Genomic DNA, 12,976 nt, shown 5'->3' with positions numbered 1-12,976 from the left:
CCGTCACGCTGAAGGAGTAGGCTTGCGCTCAGGTCATTACCCCCCTCACCATCTGTCATGAGGTTTCATGATGAGTAAAGTCAAACAAGCAGATATCGATCAGTTGATTGTCCTGGTCGGCGGCCGCGAGAACATCGCCACCGTCAGCCATTGCATTACCCGCCTGCGCTTCGTGCTGAACGATCCGGCCAAAGCCAACCCGAAGGCCATTGAAGAGCTTTCGATGGTCAAAGGCTGCTTCACCAACGCCGGTCAGTTCCAGGTCGTTATTGGTACCGAAGTGGGCGATTACTATCAGGCTTTGCTGGCGACCACCGGGCACTCCTCCGCCGATAAAGAGCAGGCGAAGAAGGCTGCACGCCAGAATATGAAGTGGCACGAGCAGCTGATTTCCCACTTCGCGGAGATCTTCTTCCCGCTGCTGCCCGCACTGATCAGCGGGGGCTTAATCTTAGGCTTCCGTAACGTCATCGGTGATGTGCCGATGAGCGACGGCAAAACCCTGGCGCAGATGTACCCGGCGCTGCAAAGCATCTACGACTTCCTGTGGCTGATTGGCGAGGCGATCTTCTTCTATCTGCCGGTCGGGATTTGCTGGTCCGCGGTGCGCAAAATGGGCGGCACGCCGATTCTGGGTATCGTGCTGGGCGTCACGCTGGTCTCTCCACAGTTAATGAACGCTTACTTACTTGGTCAGCAGGTGCCTGAGGTGTGGAACTTCGGCCTGTTTACCATCGCCAAAGTGGGCTATCAGGCGCAGGTCATTCCGGCGCTGCTGGCCGGTCTGGCGCTGGGCTTTATTGAAACGCGCCTGAAGCGCATCGTGCCGGATTACCTCTATCTGGTTGTGGTGCCGGTCTGCTCGCTGATTATTGCCGTGTTCCTGGCGCACGCCTTTATCGGTCCGTTTGGCCGCATGATCGGCGACGGCGTGGCCTTCGCGGTGCGTCACCTGATGACCGGCAGCTTCGCGCCAATCGGTGCCGCGCTGTTTGGCTTCCTGTACGCCCCGCTGGTGATCACCGGCGTGCACCAGACCACGCTGGCGATTGATATGCAGATGATCCAGAGCCTCGGCGGCACGCCGGTCTGGCCGATTATCGCCCTGTCTAACATTGCGCAGGCATCGGCGGTGACCGGCATCATCATCGTCAGCCGTAAGCACAACGAGCGTGAGATCTCTGTTCCGGCAGCCATCTCCGCCTACCTCGGCGTAACCGAACCGGCGATGTACGGTATCAACCTGAAATATCGCTTCCCGATGCTCTGCGCGATGATCGGTTCCGGTCTGGCTGGCCTGGTGTGCGGTCTGAACGGCGTGATGGCGAACGGGATTGGCGTCGGCGGCCTGCCGGGCATTCTCTCCATCCAGCCCGCTTACTGGCAGGTGTTTGCCCTGGCGATGGCCATCGCGATTATCGTCCCAATGGCCCTCACCACCGTGGTTTACCAGCGTAAGTTCCGTCAGGGCACGCTGCAGATTGTTTAACGTCTTCTTTCGGGGCGCAGTTGCGCCCCTTCGCATTTGCAGGAACGCACTATGAATACTCTTCCTCACTGGTGGCAGAACGGCGTCATCTATCAGATTTACCCAAAAAGTTTCCAGGACACTACCGGCAGCGGCACCGGCGATTTGCGCGGCGTGACGCAGCGTCTGGACTACCTGAAAACCCTCGGCATCGACGCCATCTGGCTGACGCCGTTTTATATCTCCCCGCAGGTGGATAACGGCTACGACGTGGCGAATTACATCGCCATCGACCCGGCCTACGGCACGCTGGATGATTTCGACGAGCTGGTTGCCAGGGCGCACGAGCGCGGCATCCGCATCGTGCTGGACATGGTGTTTAACCACACCTCCACGCAGCACGCCTGGTTCCGCGAGTCGCTGAACAAAGCGAGTCCGTACCGCCAGTTCTACATCTGGCGCGACGGCACGCCGGAGCAGCTTCCCAACAACTGGCGCTCCAAGTTTGGCGGCAACGCCTGGCGCTGGCACGCCGAGAGCGAGCAGTATTATCTGCACCTTTTTGCCCCGGAGCAGGCGGATCTCAACTGGGAAAACCCGGCGGTGCGCGCCGAGCTGAAAAAGGTGTGCGAGTTCTGGGCCGATCGCGGCGTGGACGGCTTGCGTCTCGACGTGATTAACCTGATCTCAAAAGACCAGGATTTCCCGGACGACACCATTGGCGACGGTCGCCGCTTCTACACCGACGGGCCGCGCGTTCACGAATATCTCCAGGAGATGAGCCGCGACGTCTTCACCCCGCGCAACCTGATGACGGTGGGCGAAATGTCATCGACCTCGCTGGAGAACTGCCAGCAGTACGCGTCGCTTGACGGGCGCGAACTGTCGATGACCTTTAACTTCCATCATCTGAAGGTGGACTACCCCGGCGGCGAAAAATGGACGAAGGCGAAGGCGGACTTTGTGGCGCTGAAAACCCTCTTCCGCCACTGGCAGCAGGGGATGCACAACAAAGCCTGGAACGCGCTGTTCTGGTGTAACCACGATCAGCCGCGCATCGTGTCGCGCTTTGGCGACGAAGGGGAACACCGCGTTCAGGCCGCGAAGATGCTCGGCATGGTGCTGCACGGCATGCAGGGTACGCCGTATATCTACCAGGGCGAAGAGCTGGGGATGACCAACCCGCACTTCAGCCGCATCACCGATTACCGCGACGTGGAAAGCCTGAACATGTTCGCGGAATTGCGGGCCAGCGGCCGCGAGCCTGAGGAATTGCTGGCGATTCTGGCAATTAAGTCCCGTGATAACGGACGAACCCCCATGCAGTGGGACGCCTCGCACAATGCGGGCTTTACCGAGGGCGAGCCGTGGATTGGCGTCTGCGATAACTACGAAACGGTGAACGCCTGCGCGGCGCTGAACGACCCGGATTCGGTGTTCTACACCTACCAGTCGCTGATTAGCCTGCGTAAAACTCTGCCGGTGCTGACGTGGGGGGATTATGAGGATCTCCTGCCGGAGCATCCTTCCCTGTGGTGCTACCGCCGCCAGTGGCAGGGGCAGACGCTGATAGTCGTGGCAAACCTGAGCCATACGCCTCAGGAATGGCAGACAGACGCTCTCAGCGGTCAGCCGCAGGTGCTGATGAGTAACTACCCGGCACCGCAAACGACGTCGCTGCGTCCGTTTGAAGCGGTCTGGTGGTTGCAGCAATAACGTTCCCTGCCGGGTGCCACCCAGCACCCGGCTTATTTTACTGTTTTTGTTGAATAATTAATCAGATTTTTCTCTCGCGCCTTTACAATCGCTGAAGCGCCCGCCGTTTGTACTCTCGTCTTTTTACTTTGTTCTGCATCAAATAAAACGCAAACATGTTTGATGCAAATCACTATATGTAGCACTTAAAATGCACACCGACCCAACATCTTGTATTTATCGTCTACTATTCCAACAACAAGACGGCGCTTACGCTGGCCGGAATTGTGGATAACACGAGCTGGGCACGCGGGAAGTCTTTGGCCCGGCGGGAAATACGCCCGGTGAATACTTCTCCACCTCTGTGGATAACCTGTTTTCAAAAATGGAGTGATCATGACACCGCATGTGATGAAACGTGATGGCTGTAAAGTGCCGTTTAAATCAGAGCGCATCCAGGAAGCCATTCTGCGTGCAGCTAAAGCAGCGGGAGTCGATGACGCAGATTACTGCGCCACCGTCGCAGAAGTCGTTAGCAGCCAGATGAACGAACGCAGCCAGGTCGATATCAACGAGATCCAGACTGCGGTTGAAAACCAGCTGATGGCGGGGCCTTACAAGCAGCTGGCACGCGCCTACATTGAGTACCGCCACGATCGTGACGTGCAGCGTGAGAAGCGCGGTCGCCTGAACCAGGAGATCCGTGGCCTGGTGGAGCAGACCAACTCCGCCCTGCTCAATGAAAACGCCAACAAAGACAGTAAGGTGATCCCGACCCAGCGCGACCTGCTGGCCGGTATCGTCGCCAAACACTATGCCCGTCAGCATCTGCTGCCGCGCGACGTGGTATCGGCGCACGAGCGCGGCGAGATCCACTACCACGACCTCGACTATTCGCCGTTCTTCCCGATGTTCAACTGCATGCTGATCGACCTGAAGGGCATGCTGACCCAGGGCTTTAAAATGGGTAACGCCGAGATTGAACCGCCTAAGTCAATCTCCACGGCCACCGCCGTCACCGCGCAGATTATCGCCCAGGTCGCCAGCCACATTTATGGCGGCACCACGATTAACCGCATTGATGAAGTGCTGGCCCCGTTCGTGACGGCAAGCTTCAACAAGCATCGTAAAACGGCCGAAGAGTGGCAGATCCCGGACGCTGACGGCTACGCGCATTCCCGCACCGAGAAAGAGTGCTACGACGCCTTCCAGTCGCTGGAATATGAAGTGAACACGCTGCACACCGCCAACGGCCAGACGCCGTTTGTGACCTTCGGTTTTGGTCTGGGCACCAGTTGGGAATCACGCCTGATCCAGCAGTCCATACTGCGCAACCGTATTTCCGGCCTCGGCAAAAACCGCAAAACCGCGGTGTTCCCGAAACTGGTGTTCGCCATCCGCGACGGCCTGAACCACAAGTTTGGCGATCCGAACTACGACATCAAACAGCTGGCGCTGGAGTGCGCGAGCAAGCGCATGTACCCGGACATCCTGAACTACGATCAGGTCGTCAAAGTGACCGGTTCGTTTAAAACGCCTATGGGCTGCCGCAGCTTCCTCGGCGTGTACGAAGATGAAAACGGCGAGCAGATCCACGACGGGCGTAACAACCTGGGCGTCATCAGCCTGAACCTGCCGCGCATCGCGCTGGAGGCGAAAGGTAACGAAGACGCCTTCTGGACGCTGCTGGACGAGCGCCTGCAGCTGGCGCGTAAGGCGCTGATGACCCGTATTGCGCGCCTTGAAGGGGTCAAAGCCCGCGTTGCACCAATCCTTTATATGGAAGGGGCCTGCGGCGTGCGCCTGAAGGCGGACGATGACGTGTCTGAGATCTTCAAAAACGGTCGCGCGTCCATTTCGCTGGGCTATATCGGTATTCACGAGACCATCAACGCATTGGCGGGCGATACGCATATGTACGACAGCGAGGCCCTGCGCGAAAAAGGTATCGCCATCGTTCAGCGCTTGCGCGACGCGGTTGACCAGTGGAAAGAGGAAACCGGCTACGGGTTTAGCCTCTACAGCACGCCGAGCGAGAACCTTTGCGACCGCTTCTGCCGTCTGGACACCGCCGAGTTCGGGATTGTGGAAGGCGTGACCGACAAAGGGTATTACACCAACAGCTTCCACCTCGACGTGGAGAAAAAGGTGAACCCGTACGACAAGATCGACTTCGAAGCGGCGTATCCGCCGATCGCCAGCGGCGGGTTCATCTGCTACGGCGAGTACCCGAACATCCAGCACAACCTGAAGGCGCTGGAAGACGTGTGGGATTACAGCTATCAGCACGTGCCGTATTACGGGACCAACACGCCAATCGACGAGTGCTACGAGTGCGGCTTTACCGGTGAGTTTGAGTGTACGAGCAAAGGCTTCACCTGCCCGAAATGCGGCAACCACGACGCGGCCCGCGTCTCCGTGACCCGTCGCGTGTGCGGCTATCTCGGCAGCCCGGACGCGCGTCCGTTTAACGCTGGCAAGCAGGAAGAGGTGAAGCGCCGCGTGAAGCATTTGGGGAATGGGCAGATCGGGTAACCCTCTGCCACATTTATGCCCGGTGGCGCTACGCTTACCGGGCCTACAATCCGCATTCACACTGTAGGCCGGGTAAGCGCAGCGCCACCCGGCTTGGTTATCCGCTATGAACTTTCATCAATACTACCCCGTCGACATCGTCAACGGCCCCGGCACCCGCTGCACCCTGTTTGTTTCAGGCTGCGTCCACGAATGCCCCGGCTGCTACAACAAAAGCACCTGGCGTCTGAACTCCGGCATGCCGTTTACCGCTGAGATGGAAGACAAGATCGTCAATGACCTGAACGACACGCGCATTCACCGTCAGGGGATCTCACTTTCCGGTGGCGACCCCCTGCACCCGCAAAACGTGCCGGATATCCTGAAGCTGGTGAAGCGCATTCGGGCAGAGTGTACGGGAAAAGATATCTGGGTCTGGACGGGCTATAAGCTGGATGAGCTGAACGCGCAGCAAAGGGAAGTCGTGGATCTGATTAACGTCCTGGTCGACGGCAAGTTCGTGCAGGATTTAAAAGACCCGGCTCTAATCTGGCGCGGCAGCAGCAACCAGGTTGTGCATCATCTGCGTTGAGCGTTAGAGCCGTTTGTTTGCATCATGATAAACGGCTGCTTTCTCTCTCTTACCAATAGCGATAACAAATACCGTTACAACGTTGTCCTGAACCTGATAGACCAAACGATAACCCTGCGATCGGAGTTTTATTTTGTAGCAATCCGGTAGACCATGCAGGCGGGCCGATTCGACCCTGGGGTTCACCAACACGTCCGCAAGTTTCTTCTTAAACTGGTCTTTTACAGTCTCCCCCAGCTTGCTCCACTCCTTTAACGCCCTCGGATCAAATGCCAGTTCATAAGTCATCCAGACTAACCTTAATTCCCTTTTGCGGATTAGCCAGCCGATCCCGGACTGCCTGTATCAGTTCATCTTCACTGTCGCTAATTGTGACCGTTTTCACGGGCATGCGTCCCGTCTCCGCGACGTATTGAAACAGTAATCGGACGGCTTCCGTTGGGGTGATATTGAGTTTTTCCAGCACGGCATAAGCCTCGTTTTTGAGTTTGTCATCCAGACGGACGTTTAGCGTGGCCATTATGCCTCCAGTAAAATCGAATGCGTAATGCAGTTTAGCATTACATTCGCATTACATCGAATTCTGGATAACGCCTCTCAAAACCGGCTCAAACTCTCCATTGCCACCGCCTTAAACTCGGCAAAATCTCCGCAGCTACAGAGCCGCGACATCGCCCGTTCACGCAGGAAGGTGACGAAGATATCGTAGATCGCCATCGCCTCTTCGTATTCGCTTTTGCTGATGGCGAGCAGGAAGATGACGTGCGCGGTTTCGTCGCCCCACGGAACGCCGTGCGGGGCGAGCACGGTATAGACTACCGTTTTCTGCGCCAGCAGGCCGAGGGAGTGCGGGAGCGCAATGCCGTCGCCGAGCATGGTGCTGACGATGGCTTCACGCTCGACGACGGAATCCAGGAACTCCGCGCCGACAAACCCCTCGCCTTCAAGCTGCGCGCACAGTTCCCGGAACAGCGTTTGCTGGTCAACAGGCTTGTCGATAATACGAAAATGGGCCGCGTCGAAGTATTTATCCAGCATCCACGGGCGGGTGCGGTCCACCAGCACCAGCTTGCCGATCTGCTCTAACTGATAGTCGGTCGGGAACGGGGCAATCATCACCACCGGTTTGGATTTTTCGCTGACGCGGGCGGTGGCGATCACAAAGTCTTCGCTAATGGATTCCGTCAGCTCGTATTCGCGCAGGGTGAGCGTGCGCGTGACCTCAATCTGCGGGTATTTGCGCTGCAACACCGCTTCAATCATGCGGACCATGGCGTTACCGGCGTCGCACACCAGCAGCACGCGCGGCTGGCGCTGGTAGCCGATGTTGTAGTGGCGCTCCAGCCCGACGCCAATATGCAGCACCAGGAAGCCAATCTCGTTTTCGCTGATCACATACGGCGTGTATTTGCCCCAGCTCGACACCGCCGCGAGGGTCATATCCCACGCCATCGGGTAGTGCTGCTTGATGTTATCCAGCAGCGGATTGGGGATCATGATTTGATACCGCACGCGGGTGATCATCGTCTTGATGTGCGTGAGCAGGTCCGCGTGCAGCTGCGCGTCGCTGAGCAGGTTGTAGTTATAGTGGGTGTTGATGTAGCGCAGGATGTAGTTGACCAGCGCTTCGTCGTCGTCGGCATTGATGGCGCTCGGGGCAATCTCCTGGATCTGCCGCGCCGCAATGTGCACGCAGAGCCAGCTCTCCTCCGAAGGTGAAAGCGCTTTGCCCGCCAGCTGCTGGATAGTGACGGCGATATCCTTCGCCGCCTCGCGCACGTTCTCTTCCACGTCTTCGGCGTGGAATTCCGGCAGCGGATAGCCCTCGCTGATGCGCCGCACCGACACCGCGCAGTACAGGCGCAGGAACAGTTCGCCTTCATCGGTCAGACGGATGTGATGACGCGTCAGCGCCTCGTGCAGCACGGGCACCATCTGCTCCGCCACGCCTGCATTCAGCGCCACGTCGGTCACCAGCGGGTTCAGGCTGTCCTGCTGCGCCAGCTCCCAGAGCAGATCGGTCAGGCAGGCGCGGGTCGACATCTCGCTGCCAAACAGCTTCATGCCGTGGCGCGGACGCGTTTCCAGCGTCAGGTTATAGCGGTGGAACCACTCGCGGACTTCAGCCATGTCGCTTTGCAGCGTGGCGCGGCTGACGAACCACTCGTCCGCCAGGTCCTCGAGCTTAAGAGAAAATGCCGAGGTGAGAAAACGCACCACCAGATAGTGCACGCGCTCCGGCCCGGTCCGGGGAATACGCAGCGCGCGCGGGTGGGATGCCTGCAGCTGCTGGTAGCGCTGGGCATCATCAATTTTGAGCTGGTAGCCGTTGCCCCGGCTCAATATAAACTGCGCGCCGTGGCCTGCCAGCAGCGCGTTCAGGGCGGTGATATCGGCACGGACGGTTCGCGTGGAGACCGACAGCCGCTGCGCCAGCTCGTCCTGCGGCAGCGTCTCGTTTTGCAACAGATCGAACAGTTGCGCTAAACGTTGGTTCGGAAATCGCACGGGTTTGTCCTCTTACGGCTTAAGGTGAAATGACCATCTGGGATGGGCTGCCGACCGGGGTGTAGTCCGGCTCGAAGCTCAATTTGCCGTCCTGCGCCACGCGGAAACGGGTAATGTTGTCGCTGCGCTGGTTCATGACGTACAGCCAGCGTCCCTGTTTATCAAGCGTCAGGGTGCGCGGATAATCACCCCGCGTCCACACGTCGTCCTGATGCGTCAGCGTCCCCTCCGCTGTTACGGTAAAGTGCCCGATGCTGTTATGCAAACGGTTAGCCACATACAGCTGTTTGCCGTCAGCGCTTAATGCCAGCCCCGCAGCAAAGCTGGTACCTTTGTAACCTTCCGGCAGGGCTGAAAGCGTTTTGCCCTCTTTCAGGGTGCCGTTGGCGCTCAGGGTATAATGGGTGAGCGTAGACGCCTCTTCGTTAATCAGCCACAGGGCATCGCCTTTGGGCGTAAAGACAAAGTGGCGCGGCCCGGCGCCTTTTGAGGAGGCGCTGATAAACGGCGGATCGTTCGGCGTCAGCTTTCCTGTTCGATCGTCAAAACGGTACTGGTAGATACGATCCAGCCCAAGATCGGTGGAAAAGACGTATTTCCCGCTCGGATCGGCGGCGATCATGTGCGCGTGGGGGCCGTTATGATCGCTGATGGCAAAGCTGCCCTCCGCTGCCGCTTCCGGCTTCGCCGCGCCCGGTTCGCCCCGATCCTGATGTGTGTCCGTAGCGTCACCCAGGCTGCCGTCTGCGTTGACCGGCAAAACGGCAATCGATCCGCTGACGTAGTTCGCCACCAGCAGATGGCGACCGTTCGGCGTCAGCGACAGGTAAACCGGCCCCGCGCCGCCGGAGGCCACCTGATTCAGCTCGCTCAGCGCGCCGTTATCCCCCACCCGCAGCGCCTGCACCACGCCCTGCTCCACTTCGCTTGCCAGATAGAGCGTTTTGCCGTCGTGCGAGACGGCCAGCTGCGCAGCGTTCGGCAGCTTGCTCACCAGCGTTTTATTCGCCAGCGCGCCGCTTTGCGGGTCAACGGTAAAGCGGTACAGCCCTTCGCCGTTGGGGTTGTAGGTGCCCACCCAGGCGTACTGCGTCTGGGCGATGGCGGTGGTGGCGAACATTGAGAGTGAAGCGACGAGCAGGGTACGGGTTTGCATGGTGGCTCCTTTGGGTGTGTGCGGTAATGTTTTGTTCTACTTCACCAGCTTCTTCGTCATCGCAAGCAGCGTACGCACATCTTCCGGGCGCGTATCGCCGCTGGCTTTGTCGATAATCGAGCTGTAGATATGCGGGATGATTTTGCTCACGCCCGCGTCGAGGGCGATCTGCAGGATCTCCTCATAGTTTTCCAGATCGATACCTCCGGTCGGCTCGAGCCAGAAGTCGTGACGGGCGCAGGCTTCCGCCACCGCTTTGTACTCATCACGGCACTTCAGGCCGCCCATCGGGAAGTATTTGATGGAGCTGCCGCCGAAATCTTTCAGCAGGGCAATCGCGGTTTCAACCGGTACGATGCCGTCTGGGGCGGTGCTGCTCAGCGGTCCGGTGGAGATTTTGACCATCCCGACGGTGCCAGTCGGCGAAACCAGTCCGTTGACCACCGATTCATTCTGCCCCAGCAGCGCGCGGCTGGTGGCCACGCCAGTGAACACCTGGTTGACGTGCTGCGGCTGCACCTGACGGGAGATTTCACTCACCATTGCCGACTGGTTCGGATCCCCCGCGCCCAGCCCAACGGAGAGCGCGTTATCAATCAGCGCCGCGTATTCACGCATATCGGCAACGGCGCTCGCCACGTCCGGGTAATTTTTGGAGAGCACGCCCACCAGCACGTGACCTTCCGCCGCCTCGTAAATGGCGCTGGCGTTGGCTTTCGATCCCGCCAGCACGTTCAGGCAGACGCGGTCACGGTAAAAGTTGGGGGTCAGTTTCATGCTTTTTTCTCCTGTCCTAATACTTCGCTAATGCGGCGGTACACGATGTTAAGCTGGTCAGCATTCACGCTGCGCACGTCCGCCTCGATAATCCCTTCGTTGGCCTTGTAGCCGCGGAAGTAAATGGCGTATTCGCCCTGTTTCAGCTTCGCCACCAGATCGCCCGTGCCGACGCCCGTTGCGGCTTCGTCGAACTTAATCTCGGTGCGGGCGATATCGCGACCGGCGCTGTCCCAGACCACGCGTGCGGTGACGCCGTTCAGGGTGTTGAGCGCCTCGATAAACGGCGTCATCTTCGCCACCATCTCGGCCCCGCTCTCTTTGGTCGCGGTAAGGTAGTGTTCGATGGCGCAGGTCAGGCCCAGAATGCCCTCCTTGCCCACTTTCATGGCGCGACCAATACCCGCCGTCTGGCGTTTCACCCACTCAACGTACTGGGTTTTGCCGATCACCAGCCCGCTGGTTGGCCCTTCAATCGCCTTCGCGCCGCTGTAGATCACCAGATCCGCGCCGGAGCGGTAGTAGGCGTGCAGATCTTCTTCTGCCGCCGCATCGACGATCAGCGGGAGATCGTGCTTGCGCGCCACCACCGCCGCCTGCTCGACGCTGAGCATACTTTTCTGCACGCAGTGGTGAGATTTGATGTAGAGGATCGCCGCGGTGCGCGGAGTGATCGCCGCCGCCAGCTGATCGGCGGAGCATTCGTTGGCGTAGCCCGCCTCCACCAGCTTGCCGCCGCCCAGCGCCACCATGGTGCCCACCGGCGCGCCAAAGTTCACGTTATGGCCTTTCGGCAGGACGATTTCGTTGTTCTCAATCGGGGTCACGTGCAGGTTTTCCAGCAGCCAGTCGCTGTCTTTTACCAGCACCGCCGCCACGGACTGGGCAATGCCCGCCGACGCGCAGGAGACCACCGTCGCCCCTTCCACATCCAGCAGCTTCGCGATGTATTCCCCGGTTTTGTTGACCAGATCCTTCATCTCGAAATAGTGATTCATACCGTCCATCGCCGCCTGCACCACTTCCGGGCGCGGCGTGGAGACGCCCAGCGCCGTCATGCGGCCGGAGGTGTTGATCACCTGCTTTAAGTTGTACTTCTCATAAATCGAAGGCATGTTCCGTGCTCCCTTGTTCGGTCATGTAGCCCTTGCCCGCGCGGATCGCGGCAAGCGGCACCAGAATGTGTTCAGCCTGCAGGCTGTCGTTTTCGGCATCCGTCAGCACCGTCGGCTGGCGCTTAACGGTGAACAGCGTCAGATCGGCGTCGAGGCCCGGCTGAATGCGGCCTTTGCGTGCCAGGCGCAGGCCGTCGGCGGCGTTCGCGGTCACGCAGTCAATCACCTGCGGCAGCGACATGCCGATGGCGAGGAATTTCGACATCACGCTCGCCAGCGAGCCCACCGGACCGTTGATGCGGTTGCGGCAGTAGATATCCGAGCTGATGGTGTGCGGCAGAATGCCCATCGCGATGGCGCGTTTCGCTACCTCAAAGCTGAAGCTCGCCGTACCGTGGCCGACGTCCAGACGCACGCCGCGCTTCAGGGCAGAGGTGATGGAGGCGCGCAGCTCGCCGGAGGGCGTCAGAATGCGGTTGGGTTTGCCGTTGTAGCAGTGGGTGATGATGTCGCCGGAGCTCAGGAGCTCGGCAATTTCGTCGAGGTTCGGCGGGTTGTTGCCAATGTGCACCATCAGCGGCAGGTCGCCGTTCTCTTTCTGAATGGCCTTGGCGCGCTCCAGCGGCGTAATGCCGTTTTCACCAACCACGCTGCTGCTCATGCGCGCCTTCAGGCCGACGATAAAATCAGGGTGGCGCTTCACCGCCTGCTTCACCGCGTCGGCGTCAATATTCGCCATGTTGGCCAGTTCGTTTTGGGCAATCAGCCCCACGCGGGAGATGTTCAGCAGGGCAAACACCTCGGTAGAGGCCCTACGGGTGATTTCGTAGAAATCGTCCACGTCGTCGGCGCCGGTGCTGCCCGCGTCCACCACGGTGGTCACGCCGGTGGCAATGCCCACGCTGTCCGGCTCGTCGTGGTAAATCGGGGAGTTCGGGTAGCAGTGAACGTGGGAGTCAATCCAGCCTGCGCTGACGAACACGTCGCCGTTCAGCTCAACCGTTTTATGCGCGGGGGCGTCAATCTCGCCCAGCGCCGCGATCTTCCCGTCCTGAATGGCGATATCGGTCAGGGTATCGTCGGCAAGGCGCGCACGGCGCAGGAGTAAATCAAACATGAGGATCTCCTGATAAGGCGGGCGCCTGAGCGCC

11 protein-coding genes are annotated in these 12,976 nt (G+C 59.3%); 4 read left to right on the top strand and 7 right to left on the bottom strand.

Annotation, left to right across the window (positions count from 1 at the left end; all coding sequences use genetic code 11):
• Positions 1–70: 70 nt before the first annotated feature.
• The 4 genes from treB to nrdG all read left to right on the top strand — a co-directional run bounded on the left by treB (position 71) and on the right by nrdG (position 6,269).
• A complete protein-coding gene (gene treB / locus K5E19_RS12935) occupies positions 71–1,489 on the top strand; it encodes a PTS trehalose transporter subunit IIBC (RefSeq protein WP_221551663.1) in 1,419 nt (472 codons plus the stop codon).
• Positions 1,490–1,540: 51 nt separating this feature from the next.
• On the top strand, positions 1,541–3,184 hold the full coding sequence (treC, locus tag K5E19_RS12930) for an alpha,alpha-phosphotrehalase (RefSeq protein ID WP_221551547.1): 1,644 nt from the start codon (positions 1,541–1,543) through the stop codon (positions 3,182–3,184).
• Positions 3,185–3,559: 375 nt separating this feature from the next.
• Complete coding sequence (nrdD, locus tag K5E19_RS12925; protein WP_221551546.1) at positions 3,560–5,698, top strand: anaerobic ribonucleoside-triphosphate reductase; 2,139 nt, start codon at positions 3,560–3,562, stop codon at positions 5,696–5,698.
• A gap of 106 nt (positions 5,699–5,804) precedes the next feature.
• Positions 5,805–6,269 (top strand): anaerobic ribonucleoside-triphosphate reductase-activating protein, encoded by a 465-nt coding sequence (nrdG, locus tag K5E19_RS12920; RefSeq protein WP_221551545.1) that lies wholly within the window; start codon positions 5,805–5,807, stop codon positions 6,267–6,269.
• 3 nt (positions 6,270–6,272) lie between these two features.
• Here nrdG and K5E19_RS12915 read toward each other — a convergent pair whose 3' ends face one another.
• The 7 genes from K5E19_RS12915 to K5E19_RS12885 form a co-directional block, all read right to left on the bottom strand.
• A complete protein-coding gene (locus K5E19_RS12915; protein WP_120159597.1) occupies positions 6,273–6,557 on the bottom strand; it encodes a type II toxin-antitoxin system RelE/ParE family toxin in 285 nt (94 codons plus the stop codon).
• Entirely contained in the window at positions 6,547–6,789 is a 243-nt protein-coding gene (locus K5E19_RS12910) for a type II toxin-antitoxin system RelB/DinJ family antitoxin (RefSeq protein WP_063144050.1), read from the bottom strand. Before K5E19_RS12910 ends, K5E19_RS12915 begins: the two co-directional genes overlap by 11 nt.
• A gap of 77 nt (positions 6,790–6,866) precedes the next feature.
• Entirely contained in the window at positions 6,867–8,777 is a 1,911-nt protein-coding gene (locus tag K5E19_RS12905) for a transcription antiterminator (RefSeq protein ID WP_221551544.1), read from the bottom strand.
• A 19-nt stretch (positions 8,778–8,796) separates the two neighbouring features.
• Positions 8,797–9,933, bottom strand: coding sequence for a lactonase family protein (locus K5E19_RS12900; RefSeq protein ID WP_221551543.1), 1,137 nt, complete (start codon positions 9,931–9,933; stop codon positions 8,797–8,799).
• Between the two features lie 36 nt (positions 9,934–9,969).
• A complete protein-coding gene (dagF, locus tag K5E19_RS12895) occupies positions 9,970–10,710 on the bottom strand; it encodes a 2-dehydro-3-deoxy-phosphogluconate aldolase (RefSeq protein WP_119935775.1) in 741 nt (246 codons plus the stop codon).
• Positions 10,707–11,825 (bottom strand): DgaE family pyridoxal phosphate-dependent ammonia lyase, encoded by a 1,119-nt coding sequence (locus K5E19_RS12890; RefSeq protein WP_213329006.1) that lies wholly within the window; start codon positions 11,823–11,825, stop codon positions 10,707–10,709. Before K5E19_RS12890 ends, dagF begins: the two co-directional genes overlap by 4 nt.
• The gene (locus tag K5E19_RS12885) at positions 11,809–12,942 is read right to left on the bottom strand and encodes an amidohydrolase/deacetylase family metallohydrolase (protein ID WP_221551542.1); all 1,134 of its coding nucleotides are present in this window, start codon (positions 12,940–12,942) and stop codon (positions 11,809–11,811) included. Before K5E19_RS12885 ends, K5E19_RS12890 begins: the two co-directional genes overlap by 17 nt.
• Between the last annotated feature and the right edge of the window lie 34 nt (positions 12,943–12,976).

Origin of the sequence: Enterobacter sp. RIT637 (genome assembly GCF_019718755.1) — a bacterium.
Classification (GTDB): domain Bacteria; phylum Pseudomonadota; class Gammaproteobacteria; order Enterobacterales; family Enterobacteriaceae; genus Enterobacter.
The sequence above is the reverse complement of the archived record's forward strand: the minus strand, read 5'-3'. Positions and strand labels throughout refer to the sequence as shown.